The following is a 25,627-nucleotide window of genomic DNA, read 5'->3' on the forward strand; positions in this document are numbered from 1 at the left end:
CACAAAATAGCATTTGTAAAATGATGAAACATTCGATACAAGTAAGTATAACAAGTTGATTTTGTGCTAATCTCTTTTACTGAAATATAAATAAAAAAGTGACAATGGATATGCTTTCAAATTTATGGAAGCGTCAGGCTCCGCAGATGGTGGGAATCGATATCGGTTCCCATGAAGTTAAGGCCATTTTGTTGAGTAAGACTGCTGACGGATACAAAATATTGAGTCATGCCGCGGTACCCATTAAGAAGGGGGCCGTTAACGATCATGATATTCGTGATGCTGATGCCGTTGTTGAATGCCTTAAGCAAATAAAACGTAGCCTACCTAAATCCGTTAAATATGCCGCTGTTTCTGTTTCGGGTTCTGCTGTGATGACGAAAGTGATCTACATGGATGCCTCCCTTAGTGAAGAAGAAATGGAAGCGCAGATAGAAATTGAAGCCGATAACCTTATTCCGTATTCACTCGATGAAGTCAGCATAGATTTTGAAACGCTAAACGTAAACAGTACCGATCCTACTAAAGTTGATGTGCTGTTGAGCGCATGCCGCACTGATAATATTGATGTCAGAGTCGATGCGCTGGATAGCGTGGAACTTGAGGCTAAAGTGGTGGATGTTGAAGGTTACGCTTTAGGTCGAGCTGCCGAGTTAATTCTGGCTCAGCTTCCAGAAGGAGCGAAACATAAAGCCGTCGCTATGGTTGATATCGGCGCGAATATGACGACTTTCTCTGTGGTTGAATCGGGTGAGACGACTTTTATTCGTGAGCAAGCTTTCGGTGGTGAGCAATTTACTCAGTCAATATTATCCTTCTATGGCATGTCTTATGATCAAGCTGAGAAAGCAAAGATTGAAGGCGACTTACCACGAAATTATATGTTTGAAGTTTTGTCACCTTTTCAAACTCAGCTATTACAACAAATAAAACGTACGCTACAGATTTATTGCACTTCCAGCGGTAAAGATAAAGTCGACTACCTCGTATTATGCGGTGGGACATCTAAATTAGAAGGTATGGCTAATTTACTGACAAATGAATTGGGTGTTCACACTATTATCGCCGATCCTTTTCAAGGGTGTTTGCATGCCGATGAGTCGGTTAAAAGTGCGCTGCAACCTACAATCAGCAAATATATGGTTGCTTGTGGCTTAGCATTGAGGAGTTACGGTCAATGGCGAACATAAACCTACTCCCTTGGCGAGAAGAGGCGAGAGAAAAACAAAAGCGCGACTATATTGGTATTTTAGCGGCAGTATTTTTAGCGTCGGCGATTTTAGTCTATGTCGCAGTATCTTTATTAGATGTTATGACAGATGAGCAAAAAGCACGTAATGCTTATTTGCAGTCGGAAATCAGTCTGCTTGAAACACAAATTTCTGAGATCAAGAAAATTACTGAACGTAAGAAAGATATTGAGCGGCGTACAGAAATTATTCTTAATCTACAGCAATCCCGTAATTTGCCTACTCACGTGTTAGATGAGCTTGTTCGAATTGTACCTCCAGGAATATATCTGTCTAGCCTAGAGAAAAAGGGCAGTTTGTTGCTGATTGAAGGGCGTAGTGAATCGAACAATAACGTCGCCAACATGATGCGAAAAGTGAAAACATCCGAATGGTTAACCGATCCTAATATGCAGTCGATCGTGACCCAAAATGAAGAGTTACGGCAATTACAGCGTTTTAGTTTGAGAGTCACTATTAAAGGCGCGAGTGTAGATGAGCCTGAGAAAATGACAAAAGGAGCGAGTAAATGAAACTCGATCTAAGTCAATTTAATGATATCGACTTTGAAAATATTGGTGGTTGGCCAAATCAAGTTAAAACCTTTTTCGCGATCCTTTTAGCACTCTGTGTTTTTGCTGCGGGATATTTCTTGGTCGTCTCCGATTCGGTAGATATTTATACCGCAGAGCAAGATAAAGAAGTGCAGCTTAGAGATGATTTCAAGAATAAGTATCAACTTGCGGCAAATTTAAAACTCTACCGAGAGCAGCTAGCGACGATGGAAGTGCAGTTTGCAGAGTTACTGAAGATGTTGCCCTCTGAAAATGAAATGCCAGGTTTGCTAGACGATTTAACTTTTGTGGCTACGGATGCAGGACTCAAAATTAATAGCTTGAATTGGGAGACCGAAATCCAGCGGGATTTCTATATTGAGTTTCCAATTAAAATGTCTGTGACGGGAGATTACCATCAGCTAGGTAGTATGGTGAGTGGTGTCGCTAAGCTGCCGCGTATCGTTAGCCTCCATGATTTCACCATTAAGCGAGATGAAGCCGGCAACTTAGCAATGGATATCTTAGCCAAGACATACCGCTTTAAAGAAGGGGCTGAATTACCGCCTGAAAAACCTGCTAATAAGGGGAAGAAATAATGAAATTCTTACCTTTGTTAGCCTTGAGTCTTTTTTTAATGGGTTGTGTTGGCGATCGTAGTGATTTAGAGCTATTTGTTACTACAACCAAAGCGCAACACGTTGCTCATATCCCGCCCTTGAAAGAGCCGCCAAGATTTGAGCACTTTGCCTATCAAGCCGAATTAATGCGTAGCCCTTTTGTACCACCTTCGCGTGAGTTAACGGAAGAAGTTGTTGATACCAGCAAAGATTGTTTACAACCGGACTTAAAGCGTCGAAAAGGACGATTAGAAACTTATCCTTTAGATAATTTAAAAATGCGTGGCACCTTAAGTGAAGCCGATACAACTTGGGCGTTAGTTGAAACAAATGACGGCAGTGTTTATCGGATGGGCGCTGGTGAGTATTTAGGTCTGTTTAATGGACGCATTTCTAAAGTTACTTCACAAAATGTCGAAGTAGTAGAATTAATTCCAGATGGTTCAGGTTGTTGGTCCGAAAGGACGAGCAATTTAGAACTTTCTGGAGAATAACGAGCGAAGGATGAGGGAATAATGAAATCTTCTGCCGCGATAAAAGTCCCGTTAATTTCTTCAGGCTTAATCAAGTCTGTTATTGGGATCGCATTGGTATTTGGAATTTTGCCATCGAGTTATGCTGCAAACCGATTAATGGATGTTAAATACCATGCCTTGGTTGACCACCAGTTAGAGCTAGAGTTGGTATTTGAAGAAGCGGTCACTCCGCCAGTTATTGACTCTAATGCCTCGCCTGCAGAGCTCGTATTAACCTTTGATAATAGTATTTCTGGTTTATCCAAGGATCGCTTACCCATTAATCAAGTCGGTGTAACTGACATGGTGACTGAGCAACAAGATACTCGTCTTAAAGTCACCTTAGGTATGTCCAAAGTGAAACCTTACCAAGGTTCAGTCATGGGCAACTCATATCGACTCACTATTAATGATGAGGTTGCAGGCGCTCAGACTCAGGCAGAAAATCCCTTCGTTAACAGCATTAAAAATATCGATTTTCGTCGTAATGAAAATGGTGGCGGTGAGTTATTAGTCTATTTGAATAACCGCTCGGTTGCCGTTAACGTTGAGCAAGTGGGCGCTAAACTCGAAGTTAAGTTATATAACACTGATATTAATAGTGATCTGCTTTATGTTATGGATGTGAAAGATTTTTCAACGCCAGTAAAAAGCTTCGAGACATTTAAAGAAGATCTAACAACGCGCATTTTAGTTGATATTGCTGGGGAATATGAGTTCAGTTATAAGCAAGAGGATAATCTCTTTAGACTCTCGATGAATAAAGTTGAGAGAGTTGCCGCCAAGAAAGATGTTAAAAAATACAATGGCCGAACTTTGTCGCTTAACTTTCAAAATATCCCTGTACGTACTGTTTTGCAGATCATTGCTGACTATAACAATTTTAACTTAGTCACGAGTGATACTGTTGAAGGCAACATCACCTTGAGATTGGATGATGTGCCCTGGGACCAAGCATTAGATTTGATTCTACAAACCAAAGGCCTAGATAAACGTATCGAAGGCAACATCTTAATGGTGGCACCGAGCGAAGAGTTGGCTATTCGTGAAAGCCAAAATCTCAAAAATAGGCAAGAAGTTAAAGAGCTAGCACCTTTGTATTCTGAGTACTTGCAAATTAACTATGCCAAAGCGATCGATATTGCTGAGCTCCTTAAAAGTGCAGATTCTAGTTTACTCTCGCCACGCGGCTCAGTTGCGGTCGATGAACGTACCAACACTGTACTCGTGAAAGATACGGCAGAAACGATTGAGAACATTCATCGTTTAGTCGAAGTACTCGATATCCCTATTCGTCAAGTACTGATCGAGTCACGTATGGTAACGGTCAAAGATGATGTCTCTGAAGACTTAGGCATACGTTGGGGCGTAACGGATCAGCAGGGCAGTAAGGGAACCTCAGGTACATTAGAAGGTGCTCAGAGTATTGCCAACGGCATCATTCCAACTCCTGACCAACGTTTGAACGTTAATTTGCCTGCGGCAGTGACCAATCCAACAAGTATCGCATTCCACGTTGCTAAGTTGGCAGATGGTACCATTCTTGATTTGGAATTGAGTGCGTTAGAGCAAGAAAATAAAGGTGAAATTATCGCCAGCCCTCGTATTACTACCTCTAACCAAAAGGCGGCTTATATTGAGCAGGGTGTGGAGATCCCTTATGTGCAGTCGACTTCAAGCGGTGCAACCTCGGTCACTTTTAAGAAAGCCGTGTTGTCCTTGCGAGTTACACCACAAATTACACCTGATAACCGCGTTATTTTAGATTTGGAAATCACCCAAGACTCTCAGGGCAAGACGGTTGACACACCAACGGGCCCCGCTGTCGCCATCGATACTCAACGTATTGGCACTCAAGTGCTAGTTGATAACGGTGAAACCATAGTCCTTGGTGGTATTTATCAGCAAAACTTGATCAGCCGTGTGAGTAAAGTCCCTATTCTCGGTGACATTCCCTTAGTCGGTTTCCTGTTTAGGAACACAACAGACAAAAATGAGCGTCAAGAGCTACTTATTTTCGTAACCCCCAAAATAGTCGGTGAGAAGATCTAAGCACTTGCTATGTATCGACTAAAGCCAGCAGTGATTGCTGGCTTTATTATTACTGGAATACAATTCTTTGCATAAATAGCGCACATGGCTTGCCATAGTAGACCCTAAGCTGAGATAATCCTCGGTCAAGTCTCATAAGAGCAAGGTAACATATAGGTCGGCTTGATGTTGAGTCGATATAGGCATACTTTTCAATAAGATTCAGACGTACAAGAAATGGCTGAAAAACGTAATATTTTTCTGGTAGGCCCTATGGGCGCAGGTAAAAGCACAATTGGTCGCCATCTGGCGCAAATGCTGCATTTAGAATTCCACGATTCGGATCAAGAGATTGAACAACGCACAGGCGCTGATATTGCTTGGGTGTTTGACGTCGAAGGTGAAGAAGGCTTCCGTCGTCGTGAAGCTCAGGTTATTGCTGATTTGTCTGAGAAACAAGGTATCGTCCTTGCCACCGGTGGTGGTTCAGTACAAAGCAAAGATATCCGTAATCATCTGTCTGCTCGTGGCATTGTGGTTTACCTGGAAACCACTATCGACAAACAGGTTGCTCGTACTCAAAGAGACAAGCGACGCCCATTATTGCAAGTGGATGATCCTCGAGAAGTGTTGGAGAATCTTGCAGAGATCCGTAATCCATTGTACGAAGAAATTGCCGATGTGATTGTCAAAACCGATGATCAAAGCGCAAAGATCGTCGCAAATCAGATCATTGAGCAATTAGGTTTTTAGGCAGAATTTATGAAGCAAATTCAGGTTGATTTAGGTGTACGTAGTTATCCCATTTACATTGGCCAGAATTTGATGAGTGATGGCGAGACCTTGTCTCGCTACCTGCTTAAAAAACGTATTCTTATCGTCACCAATGAAACTGTCGCGCCTTTGTATCTTAAACAGATACAAGAGACGATGGCTTCGTTTGGTGAGGTAGAGAGTGTTATCCTTCCTGATGGCGAACAATTCAAAGACTTAGCACATCTAGATACTATTTTTACTGCATTGCTGCAGCAAAACTATGGTCGAGATTCTGTGCTGGTGGCTTTGGGTGGCGGCGTGATTGGTGATATGACGGGCTTTGCCGCGGCATGTTATCAACGTGGGATCGATTTTATTCAAATTCCGACAACTTTATTGTCGCAGGTGGATTCTTCCGTCGGCGGTAAAACGGCTGTTAACCATCCTCTTGGTAAAAACATGATTGGGGCCTTTTATCAGCCACAAATCGTGCTTATCGATACTTTATGTTTACATACGCTTCCAGCGCGCGAGTTTGCGGCGGGAATGGCGGAAGTCATCAAGTATGGCATCATGTGGGATGCTGATTTTTTTCAATGGCTTGAAGATAATGTAACGGCGCTAAAAACCTTAGATGCCGAAGCATTAGTTTATGCTATCTCTCGTTGCTGTGAGATTAAAGCCGATGTGGTTAGCCAAGATGAAACTGAGCAGGGCGTGCGTGCTTTGTTGAATCTGGGTCATACCTTTGGTCACGCGATTGAAGCCGAAATGGGCTACGGTAATTGGCTGCATGGTGAAGCCGTGTCAGCTGGCACAGTCCTTGCTGCTAAAACAGCTAAGGCACTGGGGCTTATCGATGAGTCAATCGTTTGTCGTATCATACAGTTACTACAAGCTTTTGATCTTCCAGTGAGTGCGCCGGAATCTATGGATTTCGACAGTTTCATTCAACATATGCGACGCGATAAAAAAGTTTTAGGCGGTCAGATTCGACTGGTGCTCCCAACGGCAATAGGCCGCGCGGATGTGTTTAGTCAAGTCACAGAATCTACCCTTGAACAGGTTATTCGCTGCGCATAAAAACTGTGTGGTGGGCGAGTGACGTTTCAGGGTTCAGTCTTGCTTCCTTCTCAGGAAGCCCTCATACAAAGAATGCATCATGTTGCCAGTTATAGCGATCAGCTGCTGGTGCTTTCTGGTGTCAGCGGTTCAGGAAAAACGACCTTAGTTACCGGATTAGCGACCGATTTTGACGAGTCAAATGCGGCATTTGTGATTTGTCCTATGCATGCCGATAACGCTGAGATACGCCGCAAAATTCTAGTCCAGCTAATATCATCACCTATTTTTGACGACGACATTCCCCTCGCCGATACTCTGTTGCGGCTTGCGAGCACGCAAACTAAACCCTTACATATCATTATCGATGATGCGCATTTATTGCCTAAGGCGCTCTGGGCTGAGTGTATTATTCTCAATCAGATCCAGTGTGCGGGTAAGAATATTGCCGTCACGCTCACGGTTCCACCGGCATTCTTAGCGGACCTATTGCCACAATTACCCGAGCAATTGCGGCGGCAAATATTGCCTATCAGTATTGAGCCGTTAACCATGCCAGAGCGTGAAGCTTTGTATCAAACATTGCTGAGATACAGCGATCAAAACCCTTTTACGCCAAGGGAAATCGTACGCAGTCAGCTTGAGAAGCAAACGGGTACGCCGCAAGAAGTGGTCAATCTGTTAGATAAAGCCTTGCATAGCCCGCAAGAGAAAACATCTTCTTGGATGAAATATAAAGCTGTGATGGTGACAGCTGTGAGCATGTTGTTAGCGCTAGGTATTTGGCTTGGTGTTACTCAACCATTTTCTGAAGAGCAAGCCCTAGAGACTGCGACTTTTCCTGCGATAGATTCACCCGCTTTCTTGTCCTATGGGCAAAAAATCTTAGCCCCCTATTTTGCTCTGCGCGCTGAACAATTAAAGTTTGCCACTGTAACCGTGAAAGTTAACGAACTAGATACATCCAAAGCCAAAACAGAACAGGCTGTCGATCCATTAAGTGAATTTCATGGTGAGGCACCACATCCAGAGCCTGATGATGGAGCCTTAGTGAGTGTTGGTGAAGTGAGTAGCAAGTCTTTTGGTGATGATGAGCCAACTGTGGATGCAGAGCCTCAAGCTAAAACGGTAGATGTTCAGTCTCCAGCGCCAGAGGCGGCAAAGGTTGATAAAACAGTTTTGGAACCGCAAAAGCCACTCAAAGGTTATACAGTACAAATAGCGAGTGTTGCTCAGTTAGAGACCTTGCGTTCGACATTAAAGAGTCTTGAGAATGTCGAGGGTGTTCGAGTCGCAAAGTATAAACAGCGGTGGGTTGTTCTCGTTGGTCACTACAGCAGTAGCAAATTGGCTTCGAATGCGGCGGCTCAATTGGTTAAGGAGTATAGTTTTGAGCAACCTTGGGTCAGAAAATGGGCCGATTTGAAAGATTATCAAGTAGAAGAAAGTCTCTCAAATCGTGAAATTTCAGAATAAACAGAGTACAATCATGACCTTTATTTTTGTCGGCATTCATCAAGTTAAATGATAAAAAAACACAGAGCCTTCCTTAAGTGGGCTGGCGGTAAATTTAAATTGGTGGATGATTTAGCCAGTTATTTACCCGCAGGAGACCGTTTGGTCGAGCCGTTTGTGGGTGCAGGATCCGTTTTCTTGAATACGGATTATCCTAGCTACCTGCTCTGTGACATTAATCAGGACTTGATCGAGTTATATCAGATAGTGAAGCATCAACCAGAAGCATACATTGCCGCAGCTAAAGCATTGTTTGTCGATGAGATGAATCAAAAGGAAGCTTACTATCAGGTGCGGACAGACTTTAATAAATGTCGCGACCCTTTCCAGCGTTCTGTGTATTTTCTTTATTTAAATCGCCATGGTTTTAATGGCTTATGCCGTTATAACCGTAAGGGTGGCTTCAATGTGCCCTTTGGCTCCTATAAAAAACCTTATTTCCCCGAAAAGGAAATCTGGGCCTTTTCTGAAAAAGCGCAACGTGCTGAGTTTAAATGCATTGGTTACGAAAAAGCCTTTGAGCAGACACGCAGTGGCGATGTTATCTATTGCGATCCACCTTACGCACCGTTATCTACTACATCCAGTTTCACGACATATGTTGGTGCAGGTTTTAGTTTAGACGATCAAGCACTGCTGGCTCGTCATTCGCGCCATACCGCGTTAGAGCGTGGTATTCCGGTATTGATTAGTAATCACGATATTCCATTAACTCGCGAGTTATATCGCGGCGCGCATTTAGCGAAAATTCAAGTGCAACGCAACATTAGCCAAAATGGCAGTGGTCGTAACAAAGTGGATGAGTTGATGGCGCTATATGATGAAAACTACGATCCAAAAGACGACTAGTTTCAACATAAATAACGTTTAGCTAAGCACTTGTCCTACGAGAAACATCAGACTTGCCACTAGGATGACAGCTAACACTATGCCCATCACTATATAGGGCAATGGGGAACTGGTTTGAAAATCTTTTTTACGATTTTCGCTAGTTTGTACCCCGAAAAAGGCGGCAACGGTACTGTGGAATACTTGCCAAATGCGGCTAAGCATTAATAGGCGAGATGCGACGTAGTGGGCTTGAGATCATCCATAGGTTTATCTTGATGACCATGTAATAGTTCAAGTAGATCGACAAAGTGGAACTGACTCGAACGGTTTTTACCTGTAAGCCACGTTTTCCAGCTTAAGGTTTGTGCTTGATCGGCGCAGCGATTATTAGGGTGGCTACTGGGCAGTGCATTGTTGTAACGAGTGTCATTGCTACAAGCGCAAGATGCAGTTTCGGTATTTTCCGTAAGTTTTTCAACGCTAAAAGCTAGCGTGGCCACTACAACAGCAGTAAATGCCAACATCATAGATGACTTGAATGTCACCGACCTAACATAGTGTGAAAACTGACTAAACCGCTCCATCATAACGCTTCCTTTGGAATGAACCAGCACTGCGCCTCGAGTATAACAAACTCGCTTAGTTTATGAACAAAAAATTATCAATTCCAGCCAAAATGCTCGGAAATATTAGCTTATTTTACCGAATCTAAGCCCCAATTTACTGCGATAGCTGCAGAGTGTGCTGCTTTGCTGACATAGGCATAGCGGATCAATTGCCAGAAATGTGGCTTTAGCTATAGAGGCTTAGCTTGGCTCAGGGTAAAATAAGGCACTTTTTATCCAAATAGCAGCGAGTGTTTTATGCGTCCATTCTTGATTGCTCCATCAATTTTATCTGCCGATTTTGCCCGTTTGGGTGACGATGTAAAAGCTGTGTTAGATGCGGGAACCGACGTAGTACATTTTGATGTGATGGATAATCACTATGTTCCTAACTTAACGATTGGCCCTATGGTGTGCCAAGCACTGCGTAACTATGGGATTACCGCTGATATTGATGTGCATTTGATGGTCAAGCCGGTTGACCGTATCGTGCCTGATTTTGCTAAAGCGGGCGCGTCTATTATTACTTTCCACCCAGAAGCCTCTGAGCACGTCGATCGCACACTTCAGCTCATCAAAGAGTGCGGTTGTAAGGCGGGTCTCGTGTTTAACCCTGCGACACCACTGCATTATCTTGACCATGTGATGGATAAACTCGACGTGATCCTATTGATGTCAGTGAACCCTGGTTTTGGTGGTCAATCCTTTATTCCATCAACCTTAGATAAGCTGCGCCAAGTGCGTGCGCGTATTGATGCCAGTGGTTTTGATATTCGTTTAGAAGTCGATGGCGGCGTTAAGGTCGACAATATCGCCGAAATCGCGGCCGCCGGTGCGGACATGTTTGTCGCGGGCTCGGCTATTTTCGGCAAGCCCGATTATAAGGCCGTTGTTGATGAGATGCGTGCCGAACTTGCTAAAGTTGGGGCATAGCCATGTGGGATGAGATTAAAGCGATAGCGTTTGATCTTGATGGCACGCTGATCGACAGTGTGCCTGACCTAACCGTTGCCACGCAGGAAGCCTTAGCCGAGTTAGGTTTGAAGAGCTGCTCTGAGGCGCAAGTTCGTACTTGGGTCGGTAACGGCGCCGAAATGTTAATGCGCCGTGCTATGAGTCATGCTTTGGGTACGGATGTTGAGCAGACCGCGCTTGATACGGCCATGCCGATTTTTATGCATCATTATCAAGAAAATCTTGAAAAGCACAGTGCGCTGTATAGCGACGTGCATCAAGTGCTGCAAACTTTGTTTGATGCAGGCTTTAAGTTAGCGGTTGTCACTAATAAACCCTATCGTTTTACCATGCCATTACTCAATGCCTTTGGGATTAACGACTTTTTCAGCTTAGTGTTAGGTGGTGATACCTTAGCGAAGATGAAGCCTGACCCTTTGCCACTGCAGCATTTATTGCATGAGTGGCAATTGGAGAAAACTGAGTTATTGATGGTCGGCGATTCTAAAAATGACATTTTAGCGGCGAAAGCGGCTGGGATAGCATCAATCGGCTTGACCTACGGCTACAACTACGGTGAAGATATTGGGCTCAGTGGCCCAGATGCCGTATGTGAGCAATTTAGTGAGATTCTGAACTGGGTAAAACCTACCAAGTAATGGGGGTTACCTGTTCTTTAGCCGATTTTTTTAGTCTTTTTATATAGATAGTGGAGCAATGACGTAATGACCAAACCCATAGTACTCAGCGGTGCACAGCCGTCCGGCGAATTAACCATAGGTAACTACATGGGTGCATTGCGTCAATGGGTTGCGATGCAAGATAGCCACGACTGCCTGTATTGTGTAGTTGATTTGCATGCCATTACTGTGCGCCAAGATCCTAAAGCATTGCGCGAAGCGTGTTTAGATACCTTAGCCCTGTATTTGGCCTGTGGCGTCGATCCTAAAAAGAGTACAGTGTTTATCCAGTCACAGGTGCCACAACATACGCAATTGGGTTGGGCATTAAACTGCTATACCCAAATGGGCGAGTTGAGCCGCATGACTCAGTTTAAAGATAAATCACAAAAGCACGCTAACAACATCAACGTGGGTTTATTTGGCTACCCAGTGTTGATGGCGGCGGATATTCTGATTTATCAAGCGAACGAAATCCCCGTTGGCCAAGATCAGAAACAACACCTTGAGTTAACGCGTGATATCGCTACTCGTTTTAACAATGCCTATGGTGATACTTTCACCATTCCTGAGCCGTTTATTCCTGAACTTGGCGCTAAAGTCATGTCGCTGCAGGAGCCGCTAAAGAAGATGTCTAAGTCAGACGACAACCGTAATAACGTTATCGGCCTGCTAGAAGATCCGAAATCAGTGCTGAAGAAGCTGAAAAAAGCCATGACAGACAGTGATGAGCCGCCAGTCGTGCGTTTTGATGTGGATAATAAACCGGGTGTTTCTAACCTGCTGAGTCTCATGTCGGGTGTGACAGGGCAAAGCATTGCGAGCCTAGAAGCCGAGTTTGAAGGCAAGATGTATGGTCATTTGAAAGGTGCAGCAGGTGAAGCGGTTGTGAGCATGTTAGAGCCACTGCAAGAGCGCTACCGCGCGATTCGTAGCGATCGCGCTTACTTAGACCAAGTGATGAAAGCTGGGGCACAGAGTGCGCAGGCGCGCGCCGAAGTGACCCTGAAGAAAGTGTATGAGAAGATTGGTTTGTTAGTGTAATCAATCGATCGATAAATTAAGCCGACGTTCGCGTCGGCTTTTTTGTGCCTGTAATTCATCCTAAGCCTGTGATTTTAGCCAAGATGAGAAAGCGGCAATCGCAGGTTCTGATAAACGGCGTTGCTTACAAAAGAAGGTAAATTCAAATCCGGTATGCACATCGGGCAGATTCAAGGCGACTAAACGCCCCGTAGTGATATCGCCAGCCACCATAAAGTCCGGCGCTAGGGCTAAGCCTTGGCCGGCAATCGCTGCTTCAATCGCCATCACAATATGACTAAACACATGCTGTTGTTCGTTATCGAGTGGTATTTGGTGCGCCGATGACCACTTATGCCAGTCGAGCCCTAATGGTCCTTCATCAACCACAAGCAGAGCTTGTTGCTGGAAATTACTCAGGCTTATATCGCGCCATTTAAGGTAAAAACTGGGGCTGCATACAGGAATTAAACGCTCTTTGTGCAGTAACTGTTGCCAATAGCCACGTTGATTTAGCTTACCGGCGATGAAGATATCCGCGGTGCTGGTGCTTAGGTCAGGATCTTGGGTGATCATCTCGAGGCGGATTTTCACGCTCGGATATTGGCGGCGAAAATCGGCGAGTCTTGGGATCAACCATTTTACTGAGAATGAGCTGTAAACGGCCAGGCAGAGTTGTTGATTTGGCGTATCGCGTACTTTCAAGTTGAGGTCGCTTAACTCGTTGAATATCCGCTCTAACTCTAGAAATAGTCCGTGCCCCTTAGGCGTTAACTGCAGTTTACGCCCCTGACGGTCGAACAGTTGCTCGCCAAAATACTCTTCTAATACTCGCACTTGGTGCGACACTGCACTTTGGGTGATGCACAGTTCATCGGCGGCCTTAGAAAAATGCTGCTGTCTGGCGGCAGCTTCAAACACTTGTAGAGCGCGTAATGGCGGAAGCTTTCTCATTATTTTCAATATCTAAAGGCTTTAGTATGAATTTAATTCATCTAGCATGAGAAAGCATCATTTCAGCTTAAGTTTTGCGAGGATTATCATGCCGCCATTGAGATTTATGGATGTTAAAAAATGCAACGCCCAGTAGTTATTGGTTTGATTTTATTGATAGTAGGTAACCTATTCAGTGCCTTCTATGATGTGTCGATCAAGTGGTTACCGGACGATGCGAGTGCCTCGACTTTTCTCCTTGTCAGGCAAATCTCTTCAGTATTTATGTTGTTGCCAGTGTGGCTGTATTCGCAGCGTCCGATGACGACACATATCTCAGTTCACCTTTGGCGTGCCAACATAGGCTCAGTTGGCGCGCTTTTTTTAATTATTGGCTTAATGGCATTACCGCTCGCGACAGTTAGCTCATTGTTTTACTCCGCACCGCTAATGATTATTTTGATGGGGTATTTCTTCCTGAGCGAGAGGATCACCGCTGCTCAGACAATCTGTACTGGCTTAGGTTTTGTCGGCATCTTGATTATCCTGCGACCGAGTGAAATGAACTGGTACGGCATTGCTGTACTGTTTTCTGCCTTTACCTTTGCAGTGAATCAGTTAGCACTTAAAAAAGTACCCCATGCTGAGCATCCCGTGCTAACGCTAATGCTATATAACTTGCTGGGTATTCCGGCAACGTTAGTGATTGCAGCGTTTCAGGGGATTGAGGGTTTGAGTTGGGAGCTGGTGAGCGTGGCCTTGCTGAGCAACGCATTTTTATTGGTTTATCACTGGTTTTGTGTGCTGGCTTATCGCAAGGCACAGGCGAGTGATATCGCGATTGCGGAATACACAGGCTTGTTGTTTATTGTCTTTTTAGGCTGGTTGTTGTTCGATGAATGGTTGGATAACTTAAGTTGGCTCGGTGCAGCCTTAATCGTATTACCTTCGTTGTTTTTACCTTGGTTAGGATCGATCCTATCAAAATCGGCACCTAAGATAGCAGATACACTCACGGGAAAATAACATCGAGGGTTTAAGCCTAAGTGGGCGAGTTGGCTCACCACTTAGGCTCAAGTTTTAAATAGGTAAACTGCAAAATTACTTAGCATACTCAAATACTTTCACCACTTTACGCACGCCAGCAGTATTACGGGCGATATCAACAGCTAAGTCTGCTTGTGAGCGATGAATAACCCCCAGCAGGAAGACTTCACCATTTTCAGTGATGACTTTAATGCGAGTCACATCCAAATCTTTTTCGTTCAGCATGCGGCCCTTAACTTTGGTTGTAACCCAAGTGTCATTGCTGCGGGTGGTGAAAGAGGTTGGATTGCCAATGCGGATTTGATTATGTATTTTGCCGCCGAGCTTAAGATCTTGTACGACCTTGATGGCTTTATCCCTTAACGTAGAGTTAGGGGCTTGGCCTATCATAAGTACATTGCCATTGACGGATACACCTGTGATATTCGTTTGTTTTTTAAGATCTTCTTGCTCTAGCAGTGCGCTGGTGATCTTAAAATCAGTATTGGTATCATCAAGCTGAGTCTTAACAGTACGTTCGTCGTTGGCCATCATAGCGCCACTGACTGCGCCCACCATAACGGCACCGGCGCAGCCTTGAAGCAGCAAGCAAACCATTAACAGCGGGGCAGCGTGTCTCATTGCTGCTCGTCCTGTGGGAAGAGGGTGCGGTCAATATTGTCACACAGGCAATGGATCACCAGTAGGTGCACTTCTTGGATACGTGCAGTGACATTTGAAGGTACGCGGATTTCCACATCGTTCACGCTCAGTAGGCCAGCCATAGCGCCGCCATCTTTACCTGTTAGCGCTACGATAGTCATGTCGCGGCTTAATGCGGCTTCAATGGCTTTAATCACGTTACCTGAGTTACCACTGGTCGAGATTGCTAGCAGAATGTCGCCCGGTTGACCTAAGGCAAAAATCTGTTTTGAGAAAATCTCATCATAGCTATAGTCGTTGGCGATAGCTGTGATGGTTGAAGTATCGGTAGACAGAGCGATGGCTGGTAAGGGTGGACGCTCAATCTCGTAGCGGTTTAGCAGTTCTGCTGAGAAATGTTGCGCATCACCAGCACTGCCGCCGTTACCGCAAGCAAGGATTTTATTGCCACCCAAAAGACAGTGCACCATCATCTCGGCCGCTTTGGCGATGGATTCTGGCAGTGCTTCGGCTGCATCGATTTTTGTCTGGATAGATTCAGTAAAGCTGTCTTTAATGCGTTCTAACATGGATAAATCCTTTCAGGATAAAGTGTTGCTATCATGCCATATTTCCACAAGCGTGTTGAGGCACAGACGTTAAAATAATTTGTGTAGTCACTTTTTCACTATTGGCGCTTAAAAGGCATCGACCAGCCAATGAATTTGATTGGCTTCCATGGCGATGACATCGAAACGACAGGGAACATCGAGTCTATTGAGTTGTAAATAGTGGCTAGCCGCTTTGCGAATTCGCGAAATCTGCGCGCTGCTTAGGGCCTGTAATGCGCCGCCATATTGATGTGCCGAACGATACTTCACTTCGACAAATACCCAATGGTTTTTATGGCGCATGATTAAATCAATTTCCCCAAACGGATAGCGGACATTACGTTCGACAAAAGTTAAGCCTTGTTGTTCAAGGTAACGTTGGGCGTGCGATTCTGCCTGCTGTCCGAGTGTCATAACTGGCGGAAGCTACCTCTTTCATAACGTCCCCAGCTTAATTGGCGGTTGACTATGCCATCTGGACTGACAGATAAAGCACCACTGCGACCATTGAATTGATAACCCGTGAATGAGCGCATTTGCGCTAAACGGCCGATCAAATCCATTGCATCATAACCCATAACAAACAAACGTTTCTGACTGTTATTCCAGCCCGAAAATAGTGTGTTGACCATCAGATTTTCTTCGCCGTTTTGCATTAGCCAAGGTGCGTCGCTTAGGGTCAGGTTATTTAAATCCTGCGCCGTTTGTGTGCTTTCATTTTCAACTCGGCTGCGGCTTGAGGTATATAAAGGCACAGGTTGTGTGAAAACGCTAAAGTTTACGTCGATAAAGGCCTTGAGCAGGGTTAGATCCTGTGGCGTTGAAATCATATAAATGGCATCAATATCTTGGCGCGAGCGGAAGTCGGCTTGTACTGAATTGCCTAACAGTTCTTTAATACGGGCGATCCGCTCTTGGCTATCGCGCACGCCAAGGGCATCTTGTACTGTGGTGCGCATTTTATCACCTCCATCGAAGTAGTGAACTTCGACAGGGTTATCGCTCTTCTTTTTCCATGCTTGAATAAAGCTTTCGGCCATGCGTTTGCCAAGGGCATCGTTACTGGCGAGCAGTAACGGCATAGTTACGCCATCTTGATATAAATGCTCCGCCGCATCGGCCGCCTCTTGTGCGGGAGATAATGCAAAGTAGAACCTATTCGGATCGGGGGTGAACTTATCAACTTGATTTAAGAATAGTTGTGGTACAGGCGCAGCAGGTGCTGTTGCTGTATTGGCCGTTTTGTCTGGGTTAGCAGTATTAGTCACCGTATTAGTGGCGGCTGTGTTTGCCGCATTGATCACTTGCAGTTGTTCAATTTCAGTAGGCAATAATGGGCCAATAATAAATTCGGCTCCCGCAGTTAGCGCCTGTTGGTAAGCGCTGGCAGCATCGTTTGCCGTGTCATAAAAGTTGACTGCGACTTGGTCATTTTGCTTGGCCATGTAACTGGCTAATATGCCTTGGCGAATTGCATTGGCAGCGTTAGCTCTTGGGCCTGTCAGCGGCAACAGCACAGCAATGTTTTTTGGCGTAAATGGCTTAGCGTTTAAGGCTCTGTCAAGATCGGCGGGTAGCTTAGCCGCTGCAGGATGATAAGGATTTTGTTTTTGCCATTCGCCTAAGTAGCGAACTAACTGTGTCGGATCGACAGCATAATGCTTCGCGATATAAGCCAATTGCAACCAACCCGTAAACACAGGAGTCTTAGCATCTTGGGTAAAGGCTTTTAAGGTTTGTTCGTGCATTGGCTGCAGAACTTGCCAAATCGCGTTATTCACCTCGTTGGCTTGGGCGGGGGGCAAGTAAGTCGTCAGTAAACTCAGTTCACGCACTTGTTCAATAGGCTGTTTATTCAATTGATATAAATGCGCCTTGAATTGGTGATAAGCCGTCATCTGCCAGCTTGGCAAACTCCAATTGCTTGGATAATTCAGAACTTTAAGTGCATCACTATAGGTGGACGTGTGTTCAAGCACGCGTGCGGTCAAGTATTTATGTTCGGCCAGAAATGTTGGGCTCTGATTCAAGCTTGGCTGTATCGATTTTAGTAGCTTCTGCGCCGCTGCGTAGTCGTTGGCATTGATGTAGGCATGGGCTGCGAGCAGCAGATTAGTATCGCGCTGCTGCGGATCTTTGCTATTGGCGGCTTGTGCCAAATACACATTGGCCGACAAAGGTGCGGATGCTAAAGAGGTGGCCACTGTGGGTGCAGTTCCGGTCGAGGTGGGCGTTGAAGTGCCACAACCCGCCAAGATTACCGATAAAATGGCCACGGAAACGAACTTAGTTGTATTCAGGCTTTTTAACACTGGGCTTCACTCTGGTAAGATGCAGCCTCTAGTTTAACCTTCTCTCGCGCTTGACGAAAGTCTTGGCACTGTCATTACAGAGGTATATATGGACCAAAGCGTCGCACTCTACATAGTTCCTACTCCCATAGGTAATTTGGGCGATATGAGCTCACGGGCAATAGAGGTGCTGAATCAGGTTTCATTGATCGCCTGTGAAGATACTCGCCACAGCGGTAAGTTATTGAGCCACTTTGGTATTACTACAAAAACTACGGCGCTGCATGATCATAACGAGCGTGCTCGTGCCCAGTGGATTGTCGATCAGCTTGCAGCTGGGTTGTCAATTGCATTAATTTCAGATGCGGGTACCCCGCTGATTTCCGATCCGGGTTATCACTTGGTCTCCCATGTGCGCCAATCTGGGTTTAATGTGATCCCTTTGCCCGGCCCTTGCGCGGCAATTACCGCCCTGAGCGCCTCGGGTTTGCCATCGGACCGTTTTTCTTTCGAAGGTTTTCTGCCCTCTAAAGAAAAAGCCCGCGCTGATAAGTTATTGGCACTGAAAGAAGATCCGCGCACGCTGATATTTTATGAATCACCCCATCGCATCGAGCACAGTCTAACGACTATGGTTGAAGTACTTGGTGGCGAACGCCATGTCGTCATGGCGCGTGAAGTAACCAAAACCTTCGAAACTTTTTTATCTGGTCCTGTCTCAGAGGTGCTTGCCACCGTAAGTACTGACCCGAATCAGCAGAAGGGTGAAATCGTGCTTATGGTGCATGGCTACCATTTGAGTGATGACGAAGCAATTCCCACCGTCGCCATTAATACGCTCAAACTCTTATGTGAGGAATTGCCATTGAAGAAAGCTGCAGCAATTGCCGCGCAAATTCATGGACTTAAAAAGAACGCTCTGTACAAATACGGCCTAGAGTCTGATTTATAAGCGCTAAAACGTTTACGAGCGGATTATCTGTGGTGCATCAGGGTGGCTTAGGCTATAATCCGCGCCGAGTTGGCCAGACAGTCGCCGCGTTCGCAAGAACGGGGAGGAAAGTCCGGGCTCCAAAGAGCGGGGTGCCAGGTAACGCCTGGGCGGTGCGAACCGACGACAAGTGCAACAGAGAGTAGACCGCCTGCCTGATTTATCAGGTCGGTAAGGGTGAAAGGGTGCGGTAAGAGCGCACCGTGCGGCTAGCAATAGTTCGTAGCAAGGTAAACTCCACCCGGAGCAAGACCAAATAGGGTTCCGTATGGCGTGGCTCGCGTTGGAACCGGGTAGGTCGCTTGAGCCTGTGAGCGATTGCAGGCCTAGATGAATGACTGTCCAAGACAGGACCCGGCTTATCGGCCAACTCAACCTTCTTGTAAACAGAGGCCTCGCAGCTATGCGAGGCCTTTGTGCTACAAGATGTGCTACAAACTGAGATACAAAAAATCCCCCATACCTATCAGCGGAACGGGGTTTATTACTTGCGGTATAGAGTACCGACAGTAATTCAACAAATGACCGGATTACCTGCCGTCTTAAGGCAGAGTTTAAAGACAACATCGCCAGAAACCGCCAAAAAACTCACCAAAATTGTTGTATCTAAATTTTGTGAATTAAAAGGTGAAATAATGGCTCAGCAATTAAAAAATACATTCAAACAAGGTTTCGTGACAGTGCCAACAATATTTGGTGATGTTAAGTTTGAGCGTGAAAATCCCAAAGAAGAGCTAGAGATCGCTACTACTTTTATCAAAGAAAATCCCCATTTAATGCAGAAAGCAGATCCTGATAAATATAGTGATTTGCCCGATGTTTTGCTATCTGAATCTTTTGATAAGTACATGATTTGGCGTGGTAATTTTAGGAATAAAAATGGTTCTTTAGGACTGTCTGATTCTGCAAAGAAATCAAGGATGAGAAATTTTGATCTCTTATTAGAAATCATCGGTGACATAGGTATTAATAAGGTAACGAAATTTAATATTCGTGAAGTATTAGATGTTATTAGTAATATGCCTCGTTGTAATAAGGCTCCTTATACTTTGTGGACATTGGAAGATGCAGTTAGTGCTGCTAGGTCGAGAAGCGTTCCAGAATGTGATTTAGTCGCTTCTAAACAAGCAAAGGAAGCATTAAAGGATTACCAGTCATTATTCTCACGGTTTTTGACTGATGAAAAGGGGTTGTTGAAGGAGTCACCCACAAAAGGGGTGAAGGTCGATTTTGAATCAATATCTTATGCGACTTTATCTGGATCTCAGATGGCTTCAGTGGTTGACTATTGGAAAGACCAGCTATGCTCTGACTATAAATGGATCATTTTACTAGCTGCTTATACAGGAGCTAGACGTGGGGATATTTTCAATTTAAAAATCTCCTCTATTCGTCATGATAAAGATAGTGAAAGATTCTTCTTGTTCATCGAAGAGGGGAAGACCGAGGCCGCGAGACGTAAAATTCCATTACATAGCAAATTGATTGAGTTAGGTTTTTTACGATTTTATAAGACTAAAAAATCCGGTGCTGCACCAGAGGATAAACTTTTTAGAGATTTTAAGAGCGATCAGTACATAACGTCAAAGTTTCGAGAAAGCTTGGATTATCTCTGTGTTCCACGTGTAAGCGATGAGCTAAGACGTTATTCATTCCATAGTTTGAGGCATGCTGTGATAACTGAGGCTGCTAAGCACAATAACATGCAGTTGGTGCAAAGGGTTGTCGGTCATGAGATTACTGGTGTCGGAATTACAAAGCTTTATACTGGAGAGTTTGAGCTTAAAGATGTGCTTAACGTGGTTGACTGTTTGACTTGGTAATTTGAAGAAAAGGTTTCTAGGTTAGGCTTAGAAACCTTTTTATGGTTGAACATAACGCTAAATACTGTACATTTATCCATGTTTTCTTGTGCATGGTTACCTTATCAACTGCAGAGTTTTATGAAAGAGATAGAAATCAAAAGGTTACTTGTTGAATATTTAATGCGCGAAGATAGCTATTGCGTTTTAGGTGCAGAAGTAGCTTTTCAGTATGGTAGTCGACGTGCAGACATTGTATCCATCTCTGGAGTGACAGCTAGTGCATATGAGATTAAAGGCGCTGGTGATTCCGTTGAACGTCTTGGTTATCAGATTGAGAGTTACAAAGCATATTTTGATTGCTGCTATATAGTCTGTGAGCAGAGTAATTTATTGCAAGTACGTAAGAGTATTGGCCGTGAGGTTGGTATCTTATTGGCGTCTGAATCTGGAATTAGTAAAGTTAGACGATCTAGATTATTTAAACGCCATGATAAGGAATCATTAGCTAGTACTATATCTGTGAAAATTTTGAGAAATATCGTTAGTGAAAAATCTATACGCTCTAAACATGAACTCGGGAAAGTGGCTGCAGAGCAATATTCAATTGATTCTTTGAGGAAAGTGTCTCGTGAAGAATTAATAAAAAAGTATTCAGCTGTAACTAGAATGTTGAGAGGTGAAACTAGTGATTTAGTCACATCAGACGACATTCTTACTATTACAAGAATGCCGCCTGACGATTTAGTCTTGAAGTCTTAGCGCTAAACGTGATGTTATGTAGTAGTTCATTCTCACTGATATCCAGAATGAGGGACTAATACCCGTTGGTTTTCCTTTGCTTGCTAAATCTATCTCTTTGTCTGCCCATGAGTTAATTTGTTGATATCTATGATCTTTTTTCATCTCTATGGCGCATAAGTTATAACTGCCTTTCTCACGTCGATAGCGTTTATAAATAAAAGTATCTTCCAAAGAAATATCTATCCGAGGGATAAATGTTCCTCCTTTTATCTCTACTTGTTCAGTATTGACTGAAGCATAGTCACCGTACTTCATCTTATTTTTTAATTTACGAAATATTTCTTCTTCGTAGATTTTAAAGCTACCTTGATGATCTTCTCCGAGAGATGCGGGGCTTCTTGGAAATGAAGTACAAAGCATTATAATATCTTCAATTTTATTTCCATATGTTCTTATCTCATTACTTGATGTTGAGAAGTTATAAACTATATCGTCGATGTTGGAATTTCTTATATAGTTAGCGTCAAGTATTACAAATAAGGTACAGTTTTCATTTAGATTATTAATTATTGGCTCTAAGTAAACATTAATGTCATCTCTTTCCAAGTCATACGGCAGTCTTACTGCTAAATTAGCTTTAACTGATGACATATCTTTAACGAATTTTTCTACTTCAGGATATGTTTGTCCTGCATCTTGATATAAATGAATCATTGGAATGATATTCATATCTTGATAAAGAGTTATAAAGTATTGCCAATCATGAAAGCCATTATACTCATCAATTAATTGTTCTATTTGTGGATTGATATAATTATCATTGGTACACAAATCTAAAATAAATGGTCTTCCTTGCTGTATCTCACTGATTTGGTTCATTCTTCTGTGAATGTCACCATCAGGTGTTCTTGTTGTTTTACGTGATTTAGTTAGCTCATAAATGGGTAAAATAGAGTCTAGAACATTACTGCCAAGATTTTGGAAACATTTCAGCTCAGCATCCCTAGTTTTGATTAATGGGAAGTATTTAAATCTGCTCATACATTATGTCCCTGATAACCTAGCTGTTTAGCGCGTATTCTGACAGCCATAGATGAAACTTGGAAATGTTCTGCAATGTCTTCTACTTTTGCAGACGAAGTCTCCACAAATAGATGGTAATCTTGTGCAGGCATAAGCAATTCTGCTGCGAACTGATTAGCTTCCATTTCCATTCTATTTGTTTCCCCATTACGGAAAAATGTCTTATCTTGGAAATGCTCAGACTGCATACTGTGCTTTATATAGTGCCCTATCTCGTGAGCAATTGTGAATCTTTGTCTGTTAAAGTGATGTAGTGAATTAACCTTCATTACCCATTTTCCAGTCTTTTTATCTTTTACTAGAGAGCCTGATTCTTCACCATCCATTGGCTCCAAGTGCATTGTAATACCAAGTAATTTTGTCAGCGCGGACACATCCAATGGTGAAGTTGAGACGCCATTGTTTTGTGCAAATGTTGTTACATCCGTTGGTGTCGCTAGATTCTCAAATTCACTAGGTATTCTCGTTTCTTTAGGTTTTCTAGTAATGAATGCCATATTTACTTACCTTTCCTTCTGAGAGTTAAGCTACCACCAGCGGTATCTTGTTTATCTAAACTGGAGATTCTTTTTGAGATGAGATTGATGTGCCTTTGGATCTCTGCATTGTCTCTAGTTATTCGCTCTATTATTTCATCTCTTTGATCACTCGTCTCAAGGGTTTGTTTTAGATCCGTCAAGGTTGCTAGATAATCATCCTGTATACCCTTGATTTTCTCTTGAACTTCATCTTGTACGCGCTTTTTAAAATCAGAACTATCTATGTATGTTTTTGAGTGAGCTATAGCTGACTCGCGTGCATTATCATTAGATGAGTTTTTTATAACAAAAAATGCAAGGACTCCGATTATGCCATTGATAGCTATCAAAAAAGTAATAATTGTTTGGTAAAAGGCACTTTCGAATGACCATAATTCATCAACGCTGATAAGTGAACCGCTCTTAACTAGCTCACCAATTGTGAATATTGTATATGGATCCATTTTTTGAGCTGGGTTCAAAAGGGCTACTGAATCAGCTAAACCAGTATATTTAAGAAAGGAAGGGGATGAGATGAATTGGAATAGAGTAAGCCAAAAAAATAATGTAACCATAGAGGAGACACAAATGATTAAGAAAAAATGACGCTTGCTAGGAGTACTCACATTATTTAGCTTCTACAGTCCAATGTTGTATACGTAATATACATTAAGTTTATTCCTATTCAAATAATGTTTAATATTCCAATGGTTTATCTATAGCTCCATTTTAAATAAATTCCTCTACCGTTAGTGTTCTTTAATGTATACATCAGTGAATACATTTGGTATGACGTAGGAATGCGGCTCACAGAGCCAAATGAATACACTCAAATGTCATTGGATGAGACACCACATGCTGAATACACCTAATCTTACCATTCGTGCCTACCTAAGAGCTTCAACCAAAGAACAAGACAGCTCTCGCGCCAAACCAGAGCTAATAGCTTTCGCTAAAGCCCACCACGTAAAGATTACGACCTTCTATCAAGAAAACGTATCAGGAAACGCCCCTGACCGCCCAGAGCTAAATAGGCTCATTGAGGAAGCTTCCGAGGGTGACATTCTACTAATCGAGAAAATGGATCGACTAAGCCGTTTGCCTTGGGAAACTTGGCAGAGCTTAAAGGCTAAGATAGCAAGCAAGGGAATCATCATTGTTATAGCCGACCAGCCTCAAACACATTCAGCACTCACAGCAAACGATGTTAATTCTGGCTTCATACAAAAGGCGCTCACGAACTTTATGATTGACCTAGCTGCGGGTATGGCAAGGGACGATTACGAAACGAGAAAGGTGAGACAAGCCCAAGGTATCGCCAAAGCCAAGGCTGAAGGTAAAACATGGGGCGGTCAAAACAAGGATGAGAAGCTTCATGAAGCGATTCTAACTCACTTGCAAACCATGAGTATTCGTAAAACAGCAGAAGTGCTCGGATGCTCAGTTTCAACGGTTCAAAGGGTGAAAAAGCAAAACTAGATCAAATAAGAAGCAATCAAATTATAAGAGAGAAATATTTTAGCGATACTAACCAGCTGATAAAGATCTATTTTTCTACATATCCACGATTTACTCACAGCTTACAAACAGTCAATGTAGCTACGTGACGTAGCTACATAACCTCATTGCTAATATAATGTAGCCACATGAATTTAAAAGAGTTGTTCTTATACAGCACAAAAGGAAAAATATGAGGAATAGTCCCCCTAAAACACTAGATATCTTAATTCTGGATCTCCAAGAGCAAGGTTTAGAATTAAGCTATTTAAATCAACTTTCTGAGTACGAGATTTACCGACTAGCTGATAAATACAAACAGAATGAACCCCAAAAAATCTCATTCGAGGAGCAAGAACTAATCAATCAACAGTCCAAGCAAAAAGAAGCGCAGAGGAAACAGAGACAGTTAGAACAGGAGGTAAAGGAAACATCTAAATATCAACATTTAGGTGGTTTACACCGAATCAGCGCTTCTTTAGCTAAACAGGGACTTAAATAATGTTAGATAGAATCCACGTTTGTTCAGATCTCGTTTCTACAGCCATTAACGCCATTGAGAAGAATGATCAAGCCACTGCACTTGCAAACCTCCATGGGCTCAAGAACATCATCAACGGCTTAAAGTTTGGTGATCAAATCACAGCGAAAGCAATCAAGCAGGTAGCAAAGAATACAGGCCTTGAAGATGCAGAAGCGTTAGAGGCCTTAGTGCTCGCTGGTTGTACTACTTTCGGACGCGGCCACGGCCTGAAACAATCTACATTAGCTGACTTCCTACTTCGTGAGGCGAATATTGCTAAAAACGTGACTTTGCCGATCTTGGGGGTCAAATAATATGAGCATCAATACAAGCCCCCCAATTCGTATCCGCAAAGAGCTGAATGAAATCATCGTCGGGATTGCTGAACACTCCGATATGGAATACCGAGATCTGATTGCGTATCTGATCGCTGAAGGTTTAAACGCCCTAAGATTACGGGCAGGTTTAAGCGAATTAGGAGAAGTTATTGGCTAAGACTCCGCCCCATATCGAAGGCGAAGTTTTAGCTATGATTGCGGCGGGTTACTCGCTTGCCGCTGTCTCTAGCCAGTTCAGCCTTTCGTATCACAC

Annotated in this window: 30 protein-coding genes and 1 other RNA gene; 21 read left to right on the plus strand and 10 right to left on the minus strand. The window is 43.5% G+C overall.

All coding sequences use genetic code 11. From position 1 onward, the window contains the following. Nucleotides 1-110 precede the first annotated feature (110 nt). The 9 genes from KFE26_RS19100 (at nucleotide 111) to KFE26_RS19140 (ending at nucleotide 9,131) form a co-directional block, all read left to right on the plus strand. Nucleotides 111-1,190, plus strand: a complete 1,080-nt coding sequence (locus tag KFE26_RS19100; protein ID WP_105253014.1) for a pilus assembly protein PilM — start codon at nucleotides 111-113, stop codon at nucleotides 1,188-1,190. Further along, nucleotides 1,178-1,762: a PilN domain-containing protein gene (locus KFE26_RS19105; protein ID WP_105250539.1), complete on the plus strand. Its 585-nt coding sequence runs from the start codon at nucleotides 1,178-1,180 to the stop codon at nucleotides 1,760-1,762. Before KFE26_RS19100 ends, KFE26_RS19105 begins: the two co-directional genes overlap by 13 nt. Beyond that, nucleotides 1,759-2,382 carry a type 4a pilus biogenesis protein PilO gene (locus KFE26_RS19110; RefSeq protein ID WP_212601376.1) on the plus strand — a complete coding sequence of 208 codons (624 nt, stop codon included), beginning with the start codon at nucleotides 1,759-1,761 and terminating at the stop codon, nucleotides 2,380-2,382. Before KFE26_RS19105 ends, KFE26_RS19110 begins: the two co-directional genes overlap by 4 nt. Continuing rightward, nucleotides 2,382-2,897 (plus strand): pilus assembly protein PilP, encoded by a 516-nt coding sequence (locus KFE26_RS19115; protein WP_071940654.1) that lies wholly within the window; start codon nucleotides 2,382-2,384, stop codon nucleotides 2,895-2,897. The genes KFE26_RS19110 and KFE26_RS19115 overlap by 1 nt, the downstream gene beginning before the upstream one ends. A 21-nt stretch (nucleotides 2,898-2,918) precedes the next feature. Then, entirely contained in the window at nucleotides 2,919-4,970 is a 2,052-nt protein-coding gene (locus KFE26_RS19120) for a type IV pilus secretin PilQ (RefSeq protein WP_212601377.1), read from the plus strand. 216 nt (nucleotides 4,971-5,186) lie between these two features. Further along, entirely contained in the window at nucleotides 5,187-5,702 is a 516-nt protein-coding gene (aroK, locus tag KFE26_RS19125; protein WP_006083542.1) for a shikimate kinase AroK, read from the plus strand. Nucleotides 5,703-5,711: 9 nt separating this feature from the next. Beyond that, nucleotides 5,712-6,788 carry a 3-dehydroquinate synthase gene (gene aroB / locus KFE26_RS19130; RefSeq protein WP_113941457.1) on the plus strand — a complete coding sequence of 359 codons (1,077 nt, stop codon included), beginning with the start codon at nucleotides 5,712-5,714 and terminating at the stop codon, nucleotides 6,786-6,788. Between the two features lie 18 nt (nucleotides 6,789-6,806). Further along, complete coding sequence (locus KFE26_RS19135) at nucleotides 6,807-8,243, plus strand: AAA family ATPase (protein ID WP_212601378.1); 1,437 nt, start codon at nucleotides 6,807-6,809, stop codon at nucleotides 8,241-8,243. A 48-nt stretch (nucleotides 8,244-8,291) separates the two neighbouring features. Then, complete coding sequence (locus KFE26_RS19140) at nucleotides 8,292-9,131, plus strand: Dam family site-specific DNA-(adenine-N6)-methyltransferase (protein ID WP_131525404.1); 840 nt, start codon at nucleotides 8,292-8,294, stop codon at nucleotides 9,129-9,131. A gap of 18 nt (nucleotides 9,132-9,149) precedes the next feature. On the opposite strand, the gene KFE26_RS19145 is transcribed toward KFE26_RS19140, so the two are convergent. Continuing rightward, a complete protein-coding gene (locus KFE26_RS19145; protein ID WP_105250532.1) occupies nucleotides 9,150-9,335 on the minus strand; it encodes a DUF2970 domain-containing protein in 186 nt (61 codons plus the stop codon). Next, complete coding sequence (locus KFE26_RS19150) at nucleotides 9,335-9,700, minus strand: hypothetical protein (protein WP_212601379.1); 366 nt, start codon at nucleotides 9,698-9,700, stop codon at nucleotides 9,335-9,337. Before KFE26_RS19150 ends, KFE26_RS19145 begins: the two co-directional genes overlap by 1 nt. A 276-nt stretch (nucleotides 9,701-9,976) precedes the next feature. Here KFE26_RS19150 and rpe point away from each other — a divergent pair, with 276 nt between their 5' ends. The 3 genes from rpe (at nucleotide 9,977) to trpS (ending at nucleotide 12,396) form a co-directional block, all read left to right on the plus strand. Continuing rightward, a complete protein-coding gene (gene rpe, locus KFE26_RS19155; RefSeq protein WP_012090481.1) occupies nucleotides 9,977-10,651 on the plus strand; it encodes a ribulose-phosphate 3-epimerase in 675 nt (224 codons plus the stop codon). Between the two features lie 2 nt (nucleotides 10,652-10,653). After that, nucleotides 10,654-11,331: a phosphoglycolate phosphatase gene (locus KFE26_RS19160; protein ID WP_105250530.1), complete on the plus strand. Its 678-nt coding sequence runs from the start codon at nucleotides 10,654-10,656 to the stop codon at nucleotides 11,329-11,331. 66 nt (nucleotides 11,332-11,397) lie between these two features. Further along, nucleotides 11,398-12,396 (plus strand): tryptophan--tRNA ligase, encoded by a 999-nt coding sequence (gene trpS, locus KFE26_RS19165; protein WP_113941452.1) that lies wholly within the window; start codon nucleotides 11,398-11,400, stop codon nucleotides 12,394-12,396. A 60-nt stretch (nucleotides 12,397-12,456) separates the two neighbouring features. On the opposite strand, the gene KFE26_RS19170 is transcribed toward trpS, so the two are convergent. After that, on the minus strand, nucleotides 12,457-13,329 hold the full coding sequence (locus KFE26_RS19170; protein ID WP_173913161.1) for a LysR substrate-binding domain-containing protein: 873 nt from the start codon (nucleotides 13,327-13,329) through the stop codon (nucleotides 12,457-12,459). A 120-nt stretch (nucleotides 13,330-13,449) separates the two neighbouring features. Between KFE26_RS19170 and KFE26_RS19175 the strand changes: the two genes are divergently transcribed. Beyond that, on the plus strand, nucleotides 13,450-14,334 hold the full coding sequence (locus KFE26_RS19175) for a DMT family transporter (RefSeq protein WP_212601380.1): 885 nt from the start codon (nucleotides 13,450-13,452) through the stop codon (nucleotides 14,332-14,334). A 75-nt stretch (nucleotides 14,335-14,409) separates the two neighbouring features. Here KFE26_RS19175 and dolP read toward each other — a convergent pair whose 3' ends face one another. From dolP to KFE26_RS19195, 4 genes are all read right to left on the minus strand, one after another. Continuing rightward, a complete protein-coding gene (dolP, locus tag KFE26_RS19180; RefSeq protein ID WP_105250526.1) occupies nucleotides 14,410-14,976 on the minus strand; it encodes a division/outer membrane stress-associated lipid-binding lipoprotein in 567 nt (188 codons plus the stop codon). Continuing rightward, complete coding sequence (locus KFE26_RS19185; protein WP_105250525.1) at nucleotides 14,973-15,566, minus strand: phosphoheptose isomerase; 594 nt, start codon at nucleotides 15,564-15,566, stop codon at nucleotides 14,973-14,975. The genes dolP and KFE26_RS19185 overlap by 4 nt, the downstream gene beginning before the upstream one ends. Nucleotides 15,567-15,674: 108 nt before the next feature. Further along, nucleotides 15,675-16,001 carry a YraN family protein gene (locus KFE26_RS19190; protein ID WP_212601381.1) on the minus strand — a complete coding sequence of 109 codons (327 nt, stop codon included), beginning with the start codon at nucleotides 15,999-16,001 and terminating at the stop codon, nucleotides 15,675-15,677. Next, complete coding sequence (locus KFE26_RS19195) at nucleotides 15,998-17,899, minus strand: penicillin-binding protein activator (RefSeq protein WP_212601382.1); 1,902 nt, start codon at nucleotides 17,897-17,899, stop codon at nucleotides 15,998-16,000. Before KFE26_RS19195 ends, KFE26_RS19190 begins: the two co-directional genes overlap by 4 nt. 88 nt (nucleotides 17,900-17,987) lie before the next feature. On the opposite strand from KFE26_RS19195, the gene rsmI reads away from it, so the two are divergent. The 4 genes from rsmI (at nucleotide 17,988) to KFE26_RS19215 (ending at nucleotide 21,433) form a co-directional block, all read left to right on the plus strand. After that, nucleotides 17,988-18,830 (plus strand): 16S rRNA (cytidine(1402)-2'-O)-methyltransferase, encoded by an 843-nt coding sequence (rsmI, locus tag KFE26_RS19200; protein ID WP_105250522.1) that lies wholly within the window; start codon nucleotides 17,988-17,990, stop codon nucleotides 18,828-18,830. Nucleotides 18,831-18,895: 65 nt separating this feature from the next. Continuing rightward, nucleotides 18,896-19,247, plus strand: an RNA gene (gene rnpB, locus KFE26_RS19205) — RNase P RNA component class A. A gap of 38 nt (nucleotides 19,248-19,285) precedes the next feature. Continuing rightward, the gene (locus tag KFE26_RS24345; RefSeq protein ID WP_212601383.1) at nucleotides 19,286-20,692 is read left to right on the plus strand and encodes a tyrosine-type recombinase/integrase; all 1,407 of its coding nucleotides are present in this window, start codon (nucleotides 19,286-19,288) and stop codon (nucleotides 20,690-20,692) included. A gap of 120 nt (nucleotides 20,693-20,812) precedes the next feature. Beyond that, the gene (locus KFE26_RS19215) at nucleotides 20,813-21,433 is read left to right on the plus strand and encodes a sce7726 family protein (protein ID WP_212601384.1); all 621 of its coding nucleotides are present in this window, start codon (nucleotides 20,813-20,815) and stop codon (nucleotides 21,431-21,433) included. On the opposite strand, the gene KFE26_RS19220 is transcribed toward KFE26_RS19215, so the two are convergent. From KFE26_RS19220 to KFE26_RS19230, 3 genes are read right to left on the minus strand one after another with little or no spacing between them, the layout of a single operon-like run. Next, the gene (locus tag KFE26_RS19220) at nucleotides 21,416-22,456 is read right to left on the minus strand and encodes a beta family protein (protein WP_212601385.1); all 1,041 of its coding nucleotides are present in this window, start codon (nucleotides 22,454-22,456) and stop codon (nucleotides 21,416-21,418) included. The genes KFE26_RS19215 and KFE26_RS19220 overlap by 18 nt on opposite strands. Further along, nucleotides 22,453-22,995 carry an ImmA/IrrE family metallo-endopeptidase gene (locus KFE26_RS19225; protein ID WP_212601386.1) on the minus strand — a complete coding sequence of 181 codons (543 nt, stop codon included), beginning with the start codon at nucleotides 22,993-22,995 and terminating at the stop codon, nucleotides 22,453-22,455. The genes KFE26_RS19220 and KFE26_RS19225 overlap by 4 nt, the downstream gene beginning before the upstream one ends. A gap of 2 nt (nucleotides 22,996-22,997) precedes the next feature. Further along, nucleotides 22,998-23,642: a hypothetical protein gene (locus KFE26_RS19230; protein ID WP_212601387.1), complete on the minus strand. Its 645-nt coding sequence runs from the start codon at nucleotides 23,640-23,642 to the stop codon at nucleotides 22,998-23,000. Nucleotides 23,643-23,871: 229 nt separating this feature from the next. Here KFE26_RS19230 and KFE26_RS19235 point away from each other — a divergent pair, with 229 nt between their 5' ends. From KFE26_RS19235 to KFE26_RS19250, 4 genes are all read left to right on the plus strand, one after another. Beyond that, complete coding sequence (locus KFE26_RS19235; protein ID WP_249195838.1) at nucleotides 23,872-24,495, plus strand: recombinase family protein; 624 nt, start codon at nucleotides 23,872-23,874, stop codon at nucleotides 24,493-24,495. Nucleotides 24,496-24,706: 211 nt separating this feature from the next. Then, on the plus strand, nucleotides 24,707-25,015 hold the full coding sequence (locus KFE26_RS19240) for a hypothetical protein (protein ID WP_063884625.1): 309 nt from the start codon (nucleotides 24,707-24,709) through the stop codon (nucleotides 25,013-25,015). Further along, nucleotides 25,015-25,350 carry a hypothetical protein gene (locus KFE26_RS19245; protein ID WP_212601389.1) on the plus strand — a complete coding sequence of 112 codons (336 nt, stop codon included), beginning with the start codon at nucleotides 25,015-25,017 and terminating at the stop codon, nucleotides 25,348-25,350. Before KFE26_RS19240 ends, KFE26_RS19245 begins: the two co-directional genes overlap by 1 nt. 1 nt (nucleotide 25,351) lies before the next feature. Beyond that, nucleotides 25,352-25,531: a hypothetical protein gene (locus KFE26_RS19250; protein ID WP_063884627.1), complete on the plus strand. Its 180-nt coding sequence runs from the start codon at nucleotides 25,352-25,354 to the stop codon at nucleotides 25,529-25,531. Nucleotides 25,532-25,627: the final 96 nt, after the last annotated feature.

This window comes from Shewanella sp. M16 (assembly GCF_018224605.1).
Lineage (GTDB): Bacteria > Pseudomonadota > Gammaproteobacteria > Enterobacterales > Shewanellaceae > Shewanella > Shewanella oncorhynchi.